Raw genomic sequence first — 19206 nt, 5'->3', positions numbered from 1 at the left:
GCGTCGGAGGTGTAAGAGCGCGATGGGTTGGCTCAGTCTGTGGTGGCATCAATCCGATCACTATGACCGGCTGAGCGCGCACTTGGCGGCCCGCGGAATGGACACCCTGACCCGCGGCACCATCTCTTTCATCGCCGGCAGCCTGGCGGTGGTCGCACTCGCGACGAGCTGGGCCCCCGGCGGACCCCGCGACGATATCGCGTCGGCATGCACACTGGCGGCGGCCGCCGGCGCCTCGGCCGGCGCGCTGTTGTGGGCGCTGCGCTGGCCGACCCGCAACATGGCAATACTGTTTGCGCTGCTGTCCAACGTCAGCATTGCGCTGGTCGCGCTGTCGCAAAGCGATCCGCTGATCGGGATGATGGCCTGTACCACGTTCGCGACCATGGCCAGCTACATCGCGCTGTTTCACACCCCACCGCTGATGGCCTACAACTTCGTCGTCGCCAGCGGGATCGGCGCATTTGAAGGCATGCGCATGGCGGAGAAGTCCACGATCGTGACCGCCGCCGCCGCCTACGCACTGTTGCTCCTGCTCAACCTGGCGGTGCCCTTCGGCATTCAGGTGGTCGTGCACGTCCTCGGCGCCGACGCCGTACACGCCGAACGTGACCAGCTCACCGGACTGCTGACCCGACGCGCCTTCCACCGGCGAGCCAAAGCGCGCCTCGAGCAGGGCGGCAAGCAGTCGGCCCATGTCGTCATCAGCGTGATCGACCTGGACTCCTTCAAGCAACTCAACGACAGTTACGGGCACAGCACCGGCGACGACGCTCTGGTCTCGGTGGCCCGGGCGCTGCGCGACACCAACGACGACGGTGCGGTCATCTGCCGCTCGGGCGGCGAAGAATTCGTGATCGCCGACATCTGGCAGCCCGACGAAGTGAACCGCAAGGCCCAGCAACTCTGCGACGTCATCGCCGCCCTGCCCTTCGGTATCACGGCCAGCATCGGCACAGCGGGCATTCGCCCGGCCTACCCGGCCGACGAGAGCGACGCGTTGCTCATCGAGTTGATCGCGGCCGCCGATGCCGCCATGTACACCGCGAAGCGGCGCGGGGGAAACCAAGCGCGCCACCATGATTGGCCGCTCCCGGCACCGCGGGATGGACTGGCCGACGGCGAAACCGGTTACCGCAGCGACGGAATCAGCGCCTAAGCGTCGACCGTCGCCGGTGCCTGTGCGCGGCGGTGTTGCCGCTCGATGGTCGCGAAGTAGAAGGCGAACGCGAACGCGAAGCTGGTGAACAGGCTGGAGACGAAGTACAACCACGGCCGCCGCAGTCCGCGGCGGTATCCGTCGACGATCGTGAACAGCGGCAGCAGAACGACATTGGCGATCGTGTAATCCTGGCTCGCCGAACTGGCCGCCGGGTTGGTGAACATCAGCCGAATGTATTCGGCCCAACTGCCGTGCTGACCCCACAGCGGATTGGTCGATCCCTGCGAATACTCCTGCACGAACCGGATATTGAAGTACCAGCCCAGCACCACCGACGCGATGCCGATGACGTAGTACAAAGCTTCCAGCGGCGAGACCAACGGCCCGCCGGCAGCCCTGGAGAAGACCTGACGGTTCGACGCGACGATCCAGGAGATGACGGCGATGCCGAGGACGGCGTGGGTGAGAAGGGAGACCATCGCCGCAGTCTCGCCCCGCACCCAAAGTTTTGTCAATAATGACGAAACGTATTTTTGCGGTAACTTACCCCCATGATCCGGCCGGCCCAGACAGCGCGCAGCGAGCGCACGCGTGAGGCACTGCGCCAGGCGGCAATGGTCCGCTTTCTGGCCCAGGGGGTCGAAGACACCTCCGCCGAGCAGATCGCCGGCGATGCCGGAGTCTCGTTGCGGACTTTCTATCGGCACTTCTCCTCGAAACACGACCTGCTGTTCGCCGACTACACCGGACTGCATTGGTTTCGAACCGCGCTGAATGACAGGCCGGTCACCGAATCGATCATCGACTCGGTGCAGGCCGCGATCTTCGCTTTTCCGTATGACGTTGACGCCGTTGCCAAGATCGCCGCGCTGCGCGACGACGAACTCGATCCCGGCCGTATCGTCCGGCATATCCGGGACGTGCAGGCAGATTTCGCCGATGCTATCCAGGCCCTGATGCAGCGCCGTAGCTGTACGGTCGACCCGTCGGCGGATGACCGGGTGCGGTTCGCGGTGACGGCGCGCTGCATCGCGGCCGCGGTATTCGGCGCGATGGAGGTCTGGATGCTCGGCGCGGATCGATCGCTGAGCGCGTTGGCGCGGGTCTGTCACGTCGCGTTGGAGTCGCTGCGAGCCGGCATCACTGACGCATGGGTAGACCAAGTTTCGTCATAATTGACAAAACAGGCCAACCGTGCCAGCCTGCGCAGGCAGAGCGGCAGGCTGGAGAGGTGGGAGCAGATGACCGACTATGACGCGATCGTGATCGGTGCCGGACACAACGGGCTGGCCGCCGCGGTGCTGCTGCAGAAGGCGGGACTGCGCACGCTGTGCCTGGAATCCAAGCTCTACGCCGGTGGAATGGCCTCCACCGTCGAGCTTTTCGACGGGTATCAGTTCGAGATCGCCGGCTCGGTGCAGTTCCCGACCGCACCGGTGGTCCGCGAGGAACTGGGGCTGGACACCCTGCCGGCCATCGACCTGGAGGTGATGTCGGTCGCGCTGCGCGGTGTCGGCGATGACCCGATGGTCCAGTACAGCGACCCGATCAAGCTGTTCACTCATCTCAACGAGGTACACGGCGCCGACGCCGTCAACGGCATGGCCGGGCTGATGGCCTGGGCGCAGGCGCCGACGCGGGCGCTGGGCCGATTCGACGCCGGTGCGCCGCCCAAGACGCTGGATGAGATGTATGCCTGCGCGACAAACGAATTCGAGCGCTCGGCGATCGACGACATGCTGTTCGGATCGGTCACCGACGTGTTGGATCGTTACCTGCCCGACCGGGAGAAGCACGGCGCGCTGCGCGGTTCGATGACGGTACTAGCCGTCAACACCCTCTACCGCGGGCCGGCCACCCCGGGCAGCGCGGCGGCGCTGGCGTTCGGACTCGGCGTGCCCGACGGGGACTTCATCCAGATGAAGAAGCTGCGCGGCGGCATCGGCGCGCTGACGGCACATCTGGCCGAGACGCTCGAGCGCGAGGGCGGCGAGGTCCGGTTGCGCACCAAGGTGACCGAAATCCTGGTCGCCGACGGCCGGGTGAGCGGCGTGCGCACCGAGGCGGGCGAGACGATCGCCGCGCCGATCGTCATCTCGGCGATCGCGCCCGACCTGACCGTCAACGAGCTGGTCGACCCGGCGGCGCTGACCGCCGACATCCGCGAACGTTACGCGCGGATCGACCACCGCGGCAGCTACATCCAGATGCACTTCGCACTCGACGAAGCGCCGCAGTTCGGCGCGCCCTACGAGGCCCTCAACGACCCGAGCATGCAGGCGTCGATCGGCATCTTCAGCACGCCGGAAGACGTGCAACAGCAGTGGGAGGACTGCCGGCGCGGAATCGTGCCCGCCGACCCGACCGTCGTGTTCCAGGTGCCCTCGCAGAACGATCCCGACCTGGCGCCTGCCGGTAAGCACGCCGCATCGGCGTTCGCACTGTGGTTTCCGATCGAAGGCGACGTCGATTACGGCGCGGCGAAGGTCGAGATGGGCCAGCGGGTGATCGACAAGATCACCCGGCTGGCGCCGAACTTCGAACGCAGCATCAGCAGGCACACCACCTTCACGCCCAAGCACATGGGCGTGATGTTCGGCGCGCCCGGCGGCGACTACTGCCACGGCCTGTTCCACGCGAATCAGGTCGGCCCGAACCGGCCCGGTCCCAAAGGCTTTCTTGGACAACCTCTCCCGGTGGACGGGTTGTATCTGGCCAGCACCGGATGTCATGGCGGCCCGGGCATCACGTTCATCCCCGGCTACAACGCCGCACAGGCGGCGCTGGCCGACGCGGGTCGCTAGTCGCGCGCGTCGAGCAGCCGATCCAGCACGGCGGTGAACTCGTCGGCATCGGCCGGCGTGAACGCCGGTCTGGGCCGGGTGCCCGGCACGTCCAGCGTGACCAAGGTCGACCGCAGGGGCCGGCGGATGTCCAGCGGCAACCAGCGGCGCAGGTCCGAGCTGCCCCAGAGCCGGAATCGGTGCAGCAACAGCCCCAGCGGCTCGGCCCGGTATCCGCGAACCTTGTCCAGCAGGATGATCTTCGACGTACCCGACGGAAAGTGGTAGCGGCGCAACGTAATTGCCTCGCGGTCCAACTGGACCAGGCCGTCGTCGTAGGAATCGCTCATGCCCGTGTGCTCCGAAGCTCATGACCGCGGGCGGTGAGGCAGCGGCCGTTCTCCAGGTTCCACTGCCAGCCGTGCAGGTTGCAGGTCAGGGTGTTGCCCTCCACCACGCCGAACTTGGACAGGTCGGCCTTCAGGTGCGGGCAGCGGCGCTGAATTTCCCAGCCGTCCAGGGTGACCGACGTCGCGTCGTCGTGCGTCTCGGCGAACCAGCCGTCGGCGTAGGCGATCCGCTCACCGGTCAGGCATTTGAAGAAGGTGTAGAGGTATTCGTTGTAGCCGCCGACCCGCCAGGCCCGGAATCGGGTGGACAGGAAGATGGTGTTGACCCAGTCCGGCTCGTTGTCGCGCAGCACGGTGCGCACCAGCTCTGGCGCGATGGCAAAGCCGTAACGAAACTTCTCGTCCGGAATCGCCTCTCGCACAGTACGTTTCGGGAAGTCGAGGACGACCTGTTCCGGCCCCATGACCAGCTCGACGGGGTAGCCGATGCCGTCGCAGATCTCGTCGCTGGCCAGCATGATCGGCTCGAAGGTGGCCCGCAGCGGTTCCAGCAGCGATTCGCCGGTCGCGGGCGCCCAAGCCGCTTTCTCGGCCGCCAGCACCGGCTGCATACGGTCGGCGTAGTCGGCGATATAGGCCGCCTTACCGGTGGTGAAGATGGCCTCCACGTCATCGGTGGGCAGCGGATGCTGCAGTGAGTTCAGTTGTGCGCCAGAGAATTCCGCCGTCGACCCGGGCATCATCAACAGGCCGCGGTCGTGGCCGTTGCTGCGCATCTGGTCGAGGAACACCATCTGGTCGGGGAAGATGTTGGCCGGATCGCCGTGGTCGTCGTTGAGATCACGCAACTCGGGGTCCAGAAAACACGGGGGGCCGGCTGACGGAATCACCCACGTCGCGCCCACCTGTGCGATGTACTGCCGGGCCCGGTCCATCCCGCGCTGTCGCTTCTGGACCCCGAAAGCCTCCTTGGCCCGTGCCGGCATGTCGTAGACCATCGGGTACCAGATCGCGCCGGAGTACTGCAGCATGTGCACGTCGACATGACCGAACTCGGATGCCAGTCGATCCAGGTCGACCGGGCGGGCATCGTTCATGTTGAACGCCGTCGTCGCGCCGTCCGACACCGCCAGCGCTGAATCGCCGAGCGGACCGTCGGCCGGCGCGCGTAGCGCGATGATCATGATGTCCAGATCGCCCTTGGGCCCGCTGACGGTGTGTTTCACCGAATCGGTGGTTTCGAAGAAGCGGTGGAAGCCCAGCAGTTGCAGCTCGTTCCTCAAGTCGGGCACCGGGAAATCCGGCAGCAGGACGACCGCGTCTTTGTTGACGTGCTCGGTCAACAGCTTGGGGTCGAAGTGATCCTTGTGCAGGTGCGAGACATAGAGATAGTCGCAGTCGCCCAGGCTTGCCCAGTCCAGGCCGCTGTTGTCTGGGAAGGGAAACCACGACGCGAAGTAGGCGGGGTTGACCCAGGGGTCGCAGAGGATGCTGCCGGCCGGGGTATCGATCTGGAAGCCGGCGTGGCCGATGCTGGTGACCTGCACTGACACCCTTTGGTCGGTGGTTTCTGACGCCCCGAGCCTAGCGGTGATCGCAAGCCCGGCGAAGCCGGGCGCAGCGGGTCGCCGCGCGACAACCTAGCGGTGATCGCAAGCCCGGCGAAGCCGGGCGCAGCGGGTCGCCGCGCGACAACCTAGCGGTGATCGCAAGCCTGGCGAAGCCGGGCGCAGCGGGTCGCCGCGCGACAACCTAGCGGGTCGCCGGAGCGCCCGGACATTTCGGTGGACCGACTCGTCGCGCCGCCACAGACCGGAACACTAGGGTTGATGACCGTGGAACCGGTATACGGAACGGTCATCGCACTCGTGCGGACGGTGTGGCGGGTGCAGGGTTTGCGTTTCACGGTCATCGGCGCAGAGAACGTGCCGGACACCGGCGGCGCCGTCGTCGCCATCAACCACACCGGCTACCTGGACTTCACCTTCGCCGGGCTGCCCACCTTCAAGCGGGGCAACCGCAAAGTGCGGTTCATGGCCAAGCAGGAGGTCTTCGACAACAAGATCACCGGCCCGATCATGCGCGGTTGCCGGCACATCCCGGTGGACCGTGCCAGCGGTGCTGCGTCGTACGACGCGGCGGTGGAACGGCTCAGGGCCGGCGAGCTGGTCGGCGTGTACCCAGAGGCGACGATCAGCCGCAGCTTCGAGATCAAGGAGTTCAAGTCCGGCGCCGCCCGGATGGCGATCGAGGCCGGTGTGCCGATCATCCCGCACATCGTCTGGGGCGCCCAACGAATCTGGACCAAAGACCATCCCAAGAAATTGTGGCGTCCCAAGGTGCCGATCACGGTGGCGGTCGGCGAGCCGATCCAGCCGACGCTGCCGGCGGCCGAACTGACCACGCTGCTGCACTCGCGGATGCAGCATCTGCTGGAAAAGGTGCAGGACTCCTATGGTCCGTATCCGGCCGGCGAGTACTGGGTGCCGCACCGGCTCGGTGGCGGCGCCCCCACGCTGGCCGAGGCCGCTCAGCTCGACGCCGAGGAGGCCAGCCGCCGGGCCGCCGCCAGGGCGGCCCGTGAGGCCGGCCCCGCCGAGTAGCGGCCATGGAGCCGGTTTTCCGCGCGCTCGAGATCACGGCCAAAGCGCTGGTTGCGGCGACCGGCACGACGATCACCTACCGGGGTCTCGAGCACATCCCGCGCACCGGCGGCGCGGTGGTCCCGATCAACCACACCAGCTATGTCGACTGGCTGCCCGCCGCGCTCGCCCTGAATCGTCGCGGCCGCCGGGTCCGCTACATGATCAAGGCCGAGATGCAGCAGGTGAGGATCGTCAACTTTCTGATCAGGCACACCAAGACTGTCCCGGTCGATCGCGGCTCGGGCGCCAAGGCCTACACCGAGGCCGTCCGGTTGCTGCGGGCCGGCGAGATAGTCGGCCTGATGCCCGAGGCGACGATCAGCCGCAGCTTCGAGCTCAAGGACTTCAAGACCGGGGCGGCCCGGATGGCGCTGGATGCCCAGGTGCCGATCGTCCCGCTGATCGTCTGGGGTGCGCAACGGATCTGGACCAAAGACCATCCGCGAAATGTGGGCCGCGCGAAGATTCCGGTGATCGTGGCAGCGGGCCGACCGCTGGCGCCCGACGGTGACGTCGAAGATCTGGATGGTGCGATTCGCGACGAGATGACTGCGTGGTTGCATCGCGTTCAGGACGAATATCCGCACCCTGAGGGGGCCTTCTGGGTGCCGCGGCGGCTCGGTGGCAGCGCACCTACGGTGGCGGAGGCAAAAATTATTGAGGAAACTGAAAGGGCCGAGCGGGCCCGTAAGCGGGCGAAGCACGGTCCGTGAACCCGGGAACAGCTAACGGCGTGTCCGTGTTCAGGGAGGTTGAGTTGAAGACAAGGAGCAACGGGCATGCCGGAGCCGTTCTACAGGTTCGGAGAGTGGGTGGTGCCGCCGGTCGTCGCGCTCAACGGAACCAAGTTCACGTTCAAGGGTCTGGAGAACATCCCCGAGCGCGGCGGTGCCGTGCTCGCCCAGAACCACACCAGCTATCTGGACTGGCTTCCGCCGTTGTTCGCCGCCCGGGAACGCGGTCGGCGGATGTACTTCATGATCAAGGCCGAGATGGCCGACGTGAAAGCCGTCAACTTCGTCATCAAGCAAGCCAGGCTCATTCCGGTGGACCGCAATCAGGGGCACGACGCGTTCGAGCTCGCCGTGCAACGGCTGCGTGAGGGCGAACTGATCGGGATGCATCCCGAGGCCACCATCAGCCGCAGCTACGAACTTCGCGACTTCAAGACGGGCGCCGCGCGGATGGCGCTGGATGCCCAGGTGCCGATCGTCCCGATGATCGTGTGGGGCGCCCAGCGCATCTGGCCGAAGGACCATCCGAAGAAGGTGTTCCGCAACAAGATTCCGATCACGGTGGCCGCCGGTCGCCCGCTGCCGCCGCGCGGAAGCGCAGAGGAACTCAACGCCGCGTTGCGGCGGGAGATGAACTCGTTGCTCTACCAAGTACAGGAGTCCTACCCGCATCCGGCGGGGGAATACTGGGTGCCACGTCGCTTGGGCGGCAGCGCGCCGAACCGGGAAGACTCCCAGAAGCTGCGCGCCGCAGAATTGCTCGAGCGGATGCGTCAAGAAGAGGAGCGGCGACGGTGACACGGGGCAGATCGGGCACAGTGGCCCGCACATGACGCTGCCCGCGCTGATCGCCTGCGATGTCGACGGCACCCTGATCAACGACGACGAGCGGATCACACCGCGCACCCGTGACGCCGTGTGCGCAGCCGTCGAAGCCGGGACCCAGTTCGTGCTGGCCACCGGCCGCCCTCCGCGCTGGATACCGCAAGTGGTCGACGAGCTCGGATTTGCGCCAATGGCGGTGTGCGCCAACGGCGCGGTGATCTACAACCCCGCGACCGATCAGGTGCTGTCTGCGACGACCCTGTCGGTCGACGCGCTGGGCGAACTGGCGGAGATCGCGAATCGCGTGATCCCGGGCGTCGGCCTGGCGGTCGAACGGGTAGGGCGCACTGCGCACGACACCGCCACCCCGCAGTTCGTCAGCTCACCGGGCTACGAGCACGCCTGGCTCAACCCGGATAACACCGAGGTGTCGATCGAAGACCTGCTCAGCGCGCCCGCCGTGAAGCTGCTCGTCCGCAAGGCCGGTGCGCGCAGCGCCGACATGGCCGCCGAGCTCGCCAAGCATGTCGGCATCGAGGGCGACATCACCTACTCGACCAACAACGGGCTGGTCGAGATCGTGCCGGTGGGCATCGACAAGGGCACCGGCATCGCCGAGATCGCCCGTCCCCGGGGCATCGCCGACGAGGACTGGATTGCGTTCGGGGACATGCCCAATGACGTGCCGATGCTGCTTCGTGCCGGCCACGGGGTGGCGATGGGTAACGCACACCCCGACACGATCGCCGCGGCCGACGAGGTCACCACAACCAACACCGACGACGGCGTGGCCCGTGTCCTGGAACGCTGGTGGCTTTAGCGGGGCAACCGGAGCGGGTTTCAGGCAGCCGGGGCTACCGGCGAGAACCGCTCGAGCTGAACCGGTGGACCGGTCGCGGGCGGCGGCGGTAACTCCTCGACGATGCCGTCGATGACCCGGCTGACCCGGCCGCTGAGCCGGTCCAGGTTCAGCGTCCCGTGTTGGAAGTTCTGCTTGACCCACTGCGGTTCTTGGATTTCGGCGCTGGTCGGCAGGCCCAGGGCGCCCCGCTCGTAGCCGAGCGAGGCCCACGCGTCGTAGATGGCGCCGGTCACCGGTTGCGGGCCCGTGCTCGGCGACCAGTACATGGCACCTTTGTCGAAGGTGGCGTAGCGCGCTTCGTCTGCCCCGGTCGCCTCGGGGGAAGTCGGGGCGCCCAGCAGGCTGCTCGGGCCGCCGATCGCCTGCCAGCGGTCGTAGATTGCGCCGCCCTGCAGCGCCATTGCCAGGTCTTCGGGCCGCGGTGGACCGCTGAAATGCGCTGCGGTATCTCGGATCTCGTCGAGCAAACCCCAGGCGACATTGCCGGGGCAGTCGGTGGCGCCGACGTCGCGGTGGCTGAAGATGGTCGGCACAGTCGCCACGGCGTTGAACGGGAAGTTGGTGTTCTCGCCGCCGGCCGACTCCAGGGCGACGGTGCCTCTGGGGTCGATGTGGTCGAGTCCCAGCCGCCAACCGAGCAGCCGGCCGAGGGTTTGCAACTGGATCGGGGTCGGCGGGGTGTCGTCGAAGTTGCCGATCATCGCCACCCCCCAGCTGTCCCTGTTGAAGCCGCCGGTGTGGTCGCCCTGCACCGGCCCGATCAGCGCGCCGGCCCTGCCCTCGAAGACCTGGCCGTACTTGTCGACCAGCGCGTTGTAGGCGATGTCGCACCAGCCCAGGATCTGGGTGTGATACGCGTAAATCGACTGCACGATCGCCGCGGAGTCCTGCGGCTGGTAGTCGTTGCTCTCCGCCGTGTGGTGGACGACGGCCGCGCGGATGGGCTGGTCGAACGGCCGGTTTCCGCAGTGCACCGCCTCGTCGGCGCCCCACCGTGCCCGGGCGATGATGTTGGGCGCCTGACCCGCAGCGATGACCGCAGTGGGCGGCGTCCACTGGGTGTCGGCGGGTGCCTGCGGCGGCGAGATCAAGATCGCCGAAATGTTCTGCGCCAGCGGCTGTTCCGCGGTGACGGGGAGGTAGCCCAGGCCCCGGTCAGGGGTGCGCTTCGGCGAGGTGGTCTGCGGCGCTCCGGCCGGGCGGTGCACAGCGATCTGCACCGTCGTGGTCTTGCCGACGAACACCGGATCGGTGCCGTGCGAGCCGCGGCCACCTGAGCTGAGCAGCTTTTCGGTCTCGTACCATGGGCCCCAGGAGCCGTCGCGGTGCCGGGCCCGGATTTGCGCGGAGGTGTCGGTGAGGTCGCCGCCAGTCAGCGCAACCATGGAAAACGGTGCGGCTTGGCTGATTTCGCGGACTGTGACCCCGCCGCCGAGGCCGACCAGTGGCTGCTGGGTCAGCTGCGCATCGCCGGGCCGGGCCGCCTCGCGCTGTCCGGTGCCGCTGTTGGCCGCCAACGGCAGGATGACGATGGTCGCCGCGATGGCGGTGAACAACATCGTCGGCGCGGGGCGGCGGGACGGCACGCACCGATGTTACGTATGTGTCTAGTGGTGCAAATGATTCGACACGCTACTTAAGTGAACAAAGTGATCTTGGCACGGCAACGGCACCGCAGAGCTTGGGGGCTGTGGGGGAGCAGCGTCCCACTTCTGCGGTGCCGTTCGGGTGGCAATCCCAAGAAGCCGAGTCGCGCCTACGGAATCGGCGCCGGCACGGGTGGCGGCGGGATCGGGGCGGCCGCGCCGTGTGCGGCTTGTTGCAGCTGCGGCAGGATCATGCCCTTGAGCAGGTCGATCGCCTGACCGGCGCCGAGCTGGTTGGCCGCACTCATCACGTCGCTGACCAGTCCGCCGCTGGGTGCCGGCGCTGCGCCGACCGACGGGTCTCCGAGGATCGGGTAGGTGCCACCGGCGCCCGGGTCGAGCCCGATCGGGTCGCTGATCGGCAATTCGCTCGGGCTGGCTCCCGCACCGCCGAAGCCGGTCGGGCTGGTCAACCCGGGTGTCAGGCCGCCCGGGCTGCTCAGGCCGGGATTGGCCAGCGACGGGTCGGTGAGTCCCGGCGTCGCCCCGGGCGTCAGTCCGGGCGTCGTGCCGGGGGTGGCCAGGCCGGGCGTGCTGAGGCCGGGGGTCGCACCCGGTGTCAGACCGGGGGTGGTCAGACCCGGCGAGGTCAGGCCCGGCGAGGTCAGGCCCGGCGAGGTCAGGCCCGGCGAGGTCAGGCCGGGGCTGGTAAGACCGGGCGAGGTCAGGCCGGTGCCGCCGAAGCCCGGCAGCGAGGTGCTGTCGGGGGTGGTCGCACCGGTCAGGGCCGGGATCGGTGGAAGCGTCACCCCGAACTGGGACAACCCCTGCGACAGCGCGCCCATCAGTTCACCGGGCAGGTCGGTCATCGATGCAGCGCGGACGAACTCGTGGTGCTCGGGCGCCGGCTTGATGTCGGCCACCACACTGGAAACGGCGATATAAGCAAACGGACTCGCGACCGCCAGAGCGGCGAACGCGCTCGTGGCTGTCGAGAGCCTGCGTCGACGTCGGTTCGGCACGGAAGTCTCCTCAATCTGGACTATGCGGTCTCGTTTTCGTGGGCGCCGGGGGCGCTCACGGTGTCCGATAGGTGGTTCCTCGGGCACACGACCGATGGTACTTACGTGAATGTTGTTACTGGAGTGACGAGATCGAATCGTGAGGCAATCGCGACCTTCGTCACCGAAATGCGTTCGACCATCAGGCACAACGCAGGTATCTGCACCTCTTATTCAGAAGACCCCCGCGCAACGCCGCCGCCAAGCGGGCTGCGGTCTCGTAGTCCGATACCCTAGGCAACCGATGACTTTCCTTTCCGGTCGCTTCGACCTCTTCGTCGTCGGCTCTGGATTCTTCGGCCTGACGGTTGCCGAGCGCGTGGCTACTCAGCTCGGCAAGCGGGTGCTGGTCGTGGAACGGCGGTCGCACCTCGGCGGCAACGCCTACTCCGAGGCGGAGCCGCAGACCGGCATCGAGGTGCACAAGTACGGCGCGCACCTGTTCCACACCTCGAACAAGCGGGTGTGGGACTACGTGCGACAGTTCACCGACTTCACCGGCTACCAGCATCGGGTTTTCGCCATGCACGACGGCCAGGCCTACCAGTTCCCGATGGGCCTGGGCCTGGTGTCGCAGTTCTTCGGCCGCTACTTCACGCCCACCGAGGCCAGGGCGCTGATCGCCGAACAGGCCGCGGAGATCGACACGGCCGACGCGCAGAACCTCGAGGAGAAGGCGATCTCACTGATCGGCCGCCCGCTCTACGAGGCTTTCGTCAAGCACTACACCGCCAAGCAGTGGCAGACCGATCCCAAAGAGCTGCCCGCGGCCAACATCACCCGGCTGCCGGTGCGCTACACCTTCGACAACCGCTACTTCAACGACACCTATGAGGGCCTGCCGGTCGACGGCTATACCGCGTGGTTGCAGAACATGGCCGCAGACGACCGCATCGAGGTCAGGCTGGACACCGACTGGTTCGACGTCCGCGATGAACTGCGCGCTGCCAGTCCGGACGCTCCGGTGGTCTACACCGGTCCGCTGGACCGCTACTTCGACTACGCCGACGGCCGCTTAGGCTGGCGCACTTTGGATTTCGAGCTCGAAGTTTTGAGCGACTGCGGTGATTTCCAGGGCACCCCGGTGATGAACTACAACGACCCCGATGTGCCGTTCACCCGAATCCACGAGTTCCGGCATTTCCACCCGGAGCGCGAATATCCGACCGACAAGACGGTGATCGTGCGGGAGTTCTCCCGCTTCGCCGAGAACGACGACGAGCCCTACTACCCGATCAACACCGAGGCCGACCGCGCTTTGCTGGCTGCCTACCGGACCCGGGCCAAAGACGAAACCGCCTCGGCGAAGGTACTTTTCGGCGGACGGCTCGGCACCTACCAGTATCTCGACATGCACATGGCTATCGCCAGCGCGCTGAACATGTTCGACAACACCTTGGCGCCGCACCTGCGTGACGGTGCGCCGCTGGCCCAGGACGAAAGCAGCACAGAAAGCACCCGCGGATGACCAAGCCCACCGTCGACGACGTAAGCCCGGCCGCCTCCGAACAACCCAGCAAGGCCGTGAGCCTGCTGTCGCGTGTCATCCTGCCCCGCCCGGGGGAGCCGCTCGACGTGCGCAAGCTCTACCTGGAGGAGTCGACCACCAATTCCCGTCGTGCACATGCGACCAACCGCACGTCGTTGCAGATCTTCGCGGAATCCGAAGTGTCGTTCGCCACGTACTTCAACGCGTTCCCGGCCAGTTACTGGCGTCGGTGGTCGACGTGCAAGTCGGTGGTGCTGCGGGCCGAGCTGACCGGCGCCGGCCGCGTCGACATCTACCGCACCAAGGCCACCGGCGCGCGGATCTTCGTCGAGGGCCGGCAGTTCGCCGGTTCGGCGGATCAGCCGACAACGGTCGAGTTCGAGGTTTCGCTGCAGCCCTTCGAGGACGGCGGCTGGATCTGGTTCGACATCACCACCGACAGCGACGTGACGCTGCACGGCGCCGGTTGGTACTCCGCTGATCCAGCGCCGGGCGTCGCCAACGTCGCCGTTGGTATCCCGACCTTCAACCGGCCGAACGACTGCGTCAACGCATTGCGGGACCTGACTTCAGATCCCTTGGTGGACAAGGTGATCGGTGCGGTGATCGTCACCGACCAGGGCACGTCGAAAGTGCGCGACCACCCCGACTTCGCTGCTGCCGCCGCAGCGCTGGGCGACCGGCTGTCGATCCACAACCAGCCCAACCTCGGCGGCTCCGGCGGATACAGCCGAGTCATGTACGAGGCGCTGAAGAACACCGACTGCCAGCAGATCCTGTTCATGGACGACGACATCGCGCTGGAGCCGGACACCGTGCTGCGGATCCTCGCGCTGCATCGCTTCGCGAAGACGCCGATGCTGGTCGGCGGCCAGATGCTCAACCTGCAGGAGCCGTCGCACCTGCACATCATGGGTGAGATCGTCGACCGCGGGAACTTCATGTGGACGTCGGCCCCCTACACCGAATACGACCACGACTTCTCCGAATTGCCGTTGAACGACAACAACCCTCGCAGCAACCTGCTACACCGGCGCATCGACGTCGACTACAACGGCTGGTGGACGTGCATGATCCCGCGGCGCGTCGCCGAGGAGCTCGGCCAGCCGTTGCCGCTGTTCATCAAATGGGACGACGCCGATTACGGGCTGCGCGCCGCGGAACACGGGTATCCGACCGCGACCCTGCCCGGCGCCGCGATCTGGCACATGGCCTGGAGCGACAAGGACGACGCGATCGACTGGCAGGCCTATTTCCACCTGCGCAACCGCCTGGTGGTGGCGGCCATGCACTGGGACGGCGATGTCACCGGCCTGGTCCGCAGCCATCTCAAGGCGACGCTGAAACACCTTTCCTGCCTTGAGTATTCGACCGTCGCCATCCAGAACCGGGCGATCGACGACTTCCTGGCCGGGCCGGAGCACATCTTCTCGATACTGGAATCGGCACTGCCGGACGTCCATCGGATGCGTCAGGAATTCCCGGACGCGGTGGTGCTGCCGTCGTCCAACGAATTGCCCGCGCCCTCGGAGCGCAACCACGAGATGAAGCCGCCGGTGAACCCGTTCGTCATCGGGTACCGGTTGGTCCGCGGCACCTTGCATCAGCTGAAAACGGCTGACCCCGAACATCATCGGCGCCCTCAGCTCAACGTGCCCACCCAGGACGCCCGCTGGTTCCGGCTGAGCACGCTGGACGGCGCCACTGTGACGACGGCCGACGGCCGTGGCGCGGTCTACCGGCAGCGCGACCGGGCGAAGATGTTCGCGTTGCTGTGGCAGTCGTTGCGGCGGCAGCGGCAACTGCTCCGGCGCTTCGACGACATGCGCCGCGTTTACCGCGAGGCGCTGCCGGTGCTGTCCAGCACGGAGAAATGGGAAACGGTGCTGCTACCGGCCCACGACAACGCCCAAAACAACGTGGCTGGCAATGGCCGACATCACGGCTGAATCAGCGCCGCCGAGCGGCGAAGTCGCCGCTCTGGTGGCGGTTCAGTCCGCATTGGCCGGTCGTCCCGGAGCGCTCACAGCGGCGCGGGCGCTGTCCCACTTCGGCGAGCACAGCCTCGGCTGGCTGGCGGTGTCGGCGATCGGCGCCGCCGCGCAACCGTCGCGTCGTCGCGAATGGCTGGTCGCCGGCGGCGGCGCATTCACCGCGCACGCCGCGGCCGTCGTCATCAAGCGGTTGGTCAAACGCCGCCGGCCGCATCATCCCGCGGTGGCGGTCAATGTGGGCACCCCGAGCAGCCTGAGTTTCCCGTCGGCGCACGCGACGTCGACCACCGCGGCGGCCGTGCTGCTGGCCCGGGCCACCGGTTTGCCGCTGCCGATCCTGCTGGTGCCGCCGATGGCGCTGTCCCGGGTGCTGCTCGGCGTGCACTATCCCAGCGACGTGGCGACCGGCGTGGCGGTTGGCGCTGCCGTCGCAGCGGTCGTCGCCCGAGTCGACGACCTGACTGTGCACCGCAGTAGCGGTGCCAATGCGGAGGAGCGGCGCCATGAGTGAAGTAGAGGCCGCCAAAGTGGTCGGATCGCCGACCAACCTGATGGTCGGCGTGGTCAAGGCCATGCGTCCCCGCCAGTGGGTGAAGAACATCCTGGTGGCGGCGGCCCCGCTGGCCGGGTGGGGCACCGACGTGCACTACAACGGCCGCGTGATCGAGCAGGTCGTGGTGGCCTTCGTGGTGTTCAGTCTGGGCGCGTCGTCGATCTACCTGGTCAACGACGTCCGCGACGTCGAGGCCGACCGCGCGCACCCCACCAAGCGCAACCGCCCGATCGCCGCGGGCGTGGTGCCCGAGTGGCTGGCCTACGTGCTGGCGGCGGTGCTCGGGGCGGTGTCGCTGGGCGTGGCGTGGTGGCTGACCCCGAACCTGGCGCTGGTGATGGCCGTTTACATCGGCATGCAGCTGGGGTACTGCTTCGGCCTCAAACACCAAGCGGTGATCGACATCAGCATCGTCTCGTCGGCGTACCTGATCCGCGCGATCGCCGGCGGCGCTGCCACCAATACCCATCTGTCGCAATGGTTTTTGCTGACCATGGCGTTCGGCTCGTTGTTCATGGCAGCCGGTAAGCGTTACGCCGAGTTGCAACTGGCCGAGCGCACCGGGGCCAACATCCGCAAGTCGCTGGAGAGCTACACCAGCACCTATCTGCGTTTCGTCTGGACGATGTCGGCGACTGCGGTGGTGGTCTGCTACGGGCTGTGGGCCTTCGAGCGCGACCACGGCCGGGCCGGCTGGTTCGCGGTGTCGATGGTGCCGTTCACCATCGCGATACTCCGGTATGCAGTGGACGTCGACGGCGGTCTGGCCGGCGAGCCCGAGGACATCGCGCTACGCGACCGCGTGCTGCAGGTGTTGTTCTTGGCCTGGATCGGGACCCTGGGTGTCGCAATCTATCTCAGCTGACCCGGCCGCGAAGGGTCCGTCGCGCTGGCCGGTGATCGGGCTCTTCGACCGGCCCGCATTCCCGTACGACAGGACCGTCCGGGTGAGCCTGTGGGCCGGTGTGGTCGTCGTCGCGGTGCTGTTCGGCTGGGGTGCCTGGCAGCGGCGCTGGATCGCCGACGACGGGCTGATCGTGTTGCGTACGGTCCGAAACCTGTTGGCCGGCAACGGCCCGGTGTTCAACATGGGCGAGCGGGTCGAGGCGAACACATCGGTGGTGTGGACATATCTGGTGTATGCCGCGGGCTGGCTGACCTGGCCGATGCGCCTGGAGTACGTCGCGCTGGTGCTGGCTCTCGCCTTGAGTCTGGCGGGACTTGCGCTGCTGATGCTGGGCACCGGGCGGTTGTTCGCACCCAGCCTGCTGGGTCGTCGCGCGATCATGCTGCCCGCCGGCGCTCTGGTCTACCTGGCGGTGCCGCCCGCTCGCGACTTCGCCACGTCCGGCCTGGAGAGCGGCCTGGTGATGGCCTATCTCGGTCTGCTGTGGTGGATGATGGTCTGCTGGTCGCAGGCCGGGCGGGGGCGGCCGGCCGGGCCGGTGTTCATCGTTGCGCTGGCGTTTGTGGCCGGGTGCAGTGTGCTGGTGCGTCCGGAGTTGGCGCTGATCGGCGGCCTGGCGCTGATCATGATGCTGATCGTGGCGCAGGGCTGGCGGCAACGGCTGACGATCGTGCTGGCCGGCGGCTTGTTGCCGGTGGGCTATGAGATCTTCCGGATGGGCTACTACGGGCTGCTGTTCCCGGGCACCGCGCTGGCCAAGGACGCGGGCGGCGACAAGTGGTCGCAGGGCTTGATCTATCTGTCCAATTTCAACGGGCCCTACGTGCTGTGGGTCCCGGTGTTCCTGCTGGCGGTTCTGGGTTTGGTGCAGTGGGCGTCCGCAGCCCGGCCCAAGGCCACCGGCTCGCCGGGGTCAGCACGCGGGACGCTGGCCCGCACTACGCAGAGCTCGACGGCTGTCGTGGTGTTCATCCTCGTCAGCGGGCTGCTGCAGGCGCTGTATTGGATACGGCAGGGCGGCGATTTCATGCACGGCCGGGTCTTGCTGGCCCCGCTGTTGTGTCTGCTCGCACCGGTGGCCGTGATGCCGGTCGTGGTTCCGGACGGCACCGGGCTGCCCCGCGAGGCCGGCTACTGGTTGGCCGGCGGGGTGAGCGCCCTGTGGATGGTCGTCGCGGGCTGGGCGCTGTTTGCGGCCAACTCGGCCGGCCTGGGCGACGACGCGACCCGGGTCACCTACTCCGGCATCGTCGACGAGCGCCGGTTCTACGCGCAGGCGACCGGCCACGCGCACCCGTTGACCGCCGCCGACTACCTGGACTACCCGCGGATGCGGGCGGTGCTGGTGGCGCTCAACAACACTCCCGAGGGTGCGCTGCTGTTGCCGTCCGGCAACTACGACCAATGGGATCTCGTGCCACCGATTCCACCCAACCCGCCGCCGCCCGCCTCGCAGCAGGGACCGCACACCGTGTTCTTCACCAACCTGGGCATGGTCGGCATGAACGTCGGGCTGCATGTCCGGGTGATCGACCAGATCGGTCTGGCCAACCCGATTGCGGCGCACACCGCCCGGCTGCAGCACGGCCGCATCGGTCATGACAAAAACCTCTTCCCGGACTGGGTGATCGCCGATGGGCCGTGGGTCAAGTGGTATCCGGGCATCCCGGGCTACCTCGACCAGAAATTCGTCCAGCAGGCCGAGGCGGCGCTGAAATGCGAGGGCACCCAGCAGGTGCTCAACTCGGTGCGCGCGCCGATGAGCATCCACCGGTTCGTGTCGAACTTCCTGCATTCCTATGAGTTCACCAAGTACCGGATCGACCGGGTTCCACGCTACGAACTCATCCGCTGCGGCCTGGCTGTGCCGGAGTCGGGCGGTGCCCCCTACACCGGCCTGCCGGCCACCGGGCCCTGAGCCGCCGGCGTTGTGACGCAGAATTTTTGCCGGCCGTTCGAGCGGGCTCGCGCCGAGGAACCCGGTCGGTTCCCAGCAACATCGGATATGTATTCTTACCGGCGAAATACCGCTCGTCGGCACATTCACAATGCGGTGATCTGCGGCCGAGCGCAGCGCATCTGACCGCGGCCGGAGGCGGGGCTGGGGACCCAGTGGGTGGCGAAGCCACTCCACAACATGTGGTTCACTACAGAAGCACAGCTGCGCGCTCAGCGACGATGCGAGCCAAGCAGCGGCTCAAGCAGAAGCTGGCAATAGGGCGATGCAGTCCGACCCACAATGTTGGGCCCGACAA

At 67.1% G+C, this 19206-nt stretch carries 17 protein-coding genes; 12 read left to right on the top strand and 5 right to left on the bottom strand.

The features are described from left to right. The first annotated feature begins 22 nt into the window (after positions 1–22). Complete coding sequence (locus G6N27_RS15380) at positions 23–1159, top strand: GGDEF domain-containing protein (RefSeq protein WP_163777208.1); 1137 nt, start codon at positions 23–25, stop codon at positions 1157–1159. On the opposite strand, the gene G6N27_RS15375 is transcribed toward G6N27_RS15380, so the two are convergent. Beyond that, positions 1156–1641 (bottom strand): DUF2834 domain-containing protein, encoded by a 486-nt coding sequence (locus tag G6N27_RS15375; RefSeq protein WP_163781861.1) that lies wholly within the window; start codon positions 1639–1641, stop codon positions 1156–1158. The two genes, G6N27_RS15380 and G6N27_RS15375, sit on opposite strands and share 4 nt — an antisense overlap. A gap of 72 nt (positions 1642–1713) precedes the next feature. Between G6N27_RS15375 and G6N27_RS15370 the strand changes: the two genes are divergently transcribed. Together G6N27_RS15370 and G6N27_RS15365 are read left to right on the top strand one after the other, a co-directional pair. Then, entirely contained in the window at positions 1714–2337 is a 624-nt protein-coding gene (locus tag G6N27_RS15370; protein ID WP_163777206.1) for a TetR/AcrR family transcriptional regulator, read from the top strand. Positions 2338–2403: 66 nt separating this feature from the next. Then, complete coding sequence (locus tag G6N27_RS15365) at positions 2404–3966, top strand: phytoene desaturase family protein (protein ID WP_163777204.1); 1563 nt, start codon at positions 2404–2406, stop codon at positions 3964–3966. On the opposite strand, the gene G6N27_RS15360 is transcribed toward G6N27_RS15365, so the two are convergent. Both G6N27_RS15360 and G6N27_RS15355 read right to left on the bottom strand, forming a co-directional pair. After that, positions 3963–4295, bottom strand: a complete 333-nt coding sequence (locus G6N27_RS15360) for a hypothetical protein (RefSeq protein WP_163777202.1) — start codon at positions 4293–4295, stop codon at positions 3963–3965. The two genes, G6N27_RS15365 and G6N27_RS15360, sit on opposite strands and share 4 nt — an antisense overlap. Beyond that, positions 4292–5842 (bottom strand): MBL fold metallo-hydrolase, encoded by a 1551-nt coding sequence (locus G6N27_RS15355; RefSeq protein ID WP_163781859.1) that lies wholly within the window; start codon positions 5840–5842, stop codon positions 4292–4294. The genes G6N27_RS15360 and G6N27_RS15355 overlap by 4 nt, the downstream gene beginning before the upstream one ends. A gap of 288 nt (positions 5843–6130) precedes the next feature. Here G6N27_RS15355 and G6N27_RS15350 point away from each other — a divergent pair, with 288 nt between their 5' ends. From G6N27_RS15350 to G6N27_RS15335, 4 genes are all read left to right on the top strand, one after another. Then, positions 6131–6898, top strand: a complete 768-nt coding sequence (locus G6N27_RS15350; protein ID WP_163781857.1) for a lysophospholipid acyltransferase family protein — start codon at positions 6131–6133, stop codon at positions 6896–6898. A 5-nt stretch (positions 6899–6903) separates the two neighbouring features. Further along, positions 6904–7653 carry a lysophospholipid acyltransferase family protein gene (locus G6N27_RS15345; protein WP_163777201.1) on the top strand — a complete coding sequence of 250 codons (750 nt, stop codon included), beginning with the start codon at positions 6904–6906 and terminating at the stop codon, positions 7651–7653. 66 nt (positions 7654–7719) lie between these two features. Then, positions 7720–8472, top strand: coding sequence for a lysophospholipid acyltransferase family protein (locus G6N27_RS15340; protein ID WP_163777199.1), 753 nt, complete (start codon positions 7720–7722; stop codon positions 8470–8472). Between the two features lie 31 nt (positions 8473–8503). Beyond that, the gene (locus G6N27_RS15335) at positions 8504–9319 is read left to right on the top strand and encodes an HAD family hydrolase (protein ID WP_163777197.1); all 816 of its coding nucleotides are present in this window, start codon (positions 8504–8506) and stop codon (positions 9317–9319) included. A 20-nt stretch (positions 9320–9339) separates the two neighbouring features. Here G6N27_RS15335 and G6N27_RS15330 read toward each other — a convergent pair whose 3' ends face one another. Beyond that, positions 9340–10947, bottom strand: a complete 1608-nt coding sequence (locus tag G6N27_RS15330) for an N-acetylmuramoyl-L-alanine amidase (protein WP_170308173.1) — start codon at positions 10945–10947, stop codon at positions 9340–9342. A gap of 170 nt (positions 10948–11117) precedes the next feature. Continuing rightward, positions 11118–11969, bottom strand: coding sequence for a hypothetical protein (locus tag G6N27_RS15325; protein WP_163777196.1), 852 nt, complete (start codon positions 11967–11969; stop codon positions 11118–11120). Between the two features lie 283 nt (positions 11970–12252). On the opposite strand from G6N27_RS15325, the gene glf reads away from it, so the two are divergent. The 5 genes from glf to zomB are packed head-to-tail and all read left to right on the top strand — an operon-like array spanning position 12253 to position 18869. Then, a complete protein-coding gene (gene glf, locus G6N27_RS15320) occupies positions 12253–13476 on the top strand; it encodes a UDP-galactopyranose mutase (protein WP_163777195.1) in 1224 nt (407 codons plus the stop codon). Beyond that, complete coding sequence (locus G6N27_RS15315) at positions 13473–15446, top strand: glycosyltransferase (RefSeq protein WP_163777194.1); 1974 nt, start codon at positions 13473–13475, stop codon at positions 15444–15446. The genes glf and G6N27_RS15315 overlap by 4 nt, the downstream gene beginning before the upstream one ends. Then, on the top strand, positions 15427–16002 hold the full coding sequence (locus G6N27_RS15310; protein WP_163777193.1) for a phosphatase PAP2 family protein: 576 nt from the start codon (positions 15427–15429) through the stop codon (positions 16000–16002). Before G6N27_RS15315 ends, G6N27_RS15310 begins: the two co-directional genes overlap by 20 nt. Continuing rightward, the gene (locus G6N27_RS15305) at positions 15995–16909 is read left to right on the top strand and encodes a decaprenyl-phosphate phosphoribosyltransferase (protein ID WP_163777192.1); all 915 of its coding nucleotides are present in this window, start codon (positions 15995–15997) and stop codon (positions 16907–16909) included. The genes G6N27_RS15310 and G6N27_RS15305 overlap by 8 nt, the downstream gene beginning before the upstream one ends. Continuing rightward, positions 16887–18869 (top strand): flagellar motor control protein ZomB, encoded by a 1983-nt coding sequence (gene zomB / locus G6N27_RS15300; protein WP_179963291.1) that lies wholly within the window; start codon positions 16887–16889, stop codon positions 18867–18869. The genes G6N27_RS15305 and zomB overlap by 23 nt, the downstream gene beginning before the upstream one ends. The last annotated feature ends 337 nt before the right edge of the window (positions 18870–19206 follow it).

Origin of the sequence: Mycobacterium cookii, assembly GCF_010727945.1 — a bacterium.
GTDB classification, from domain to species: domain Bacteria; phylum Actinomycetota; class Actinomycetes; order Mycobacteriales; family Mycobacteriaceae; genus Mycobacterium; species Mycobacterium cookii.
The sequence above is the reverse complement of the archived record's forward strand: the minus strand, read 5'-3'. Positions and strand labels throughout refer to the sequence as shown.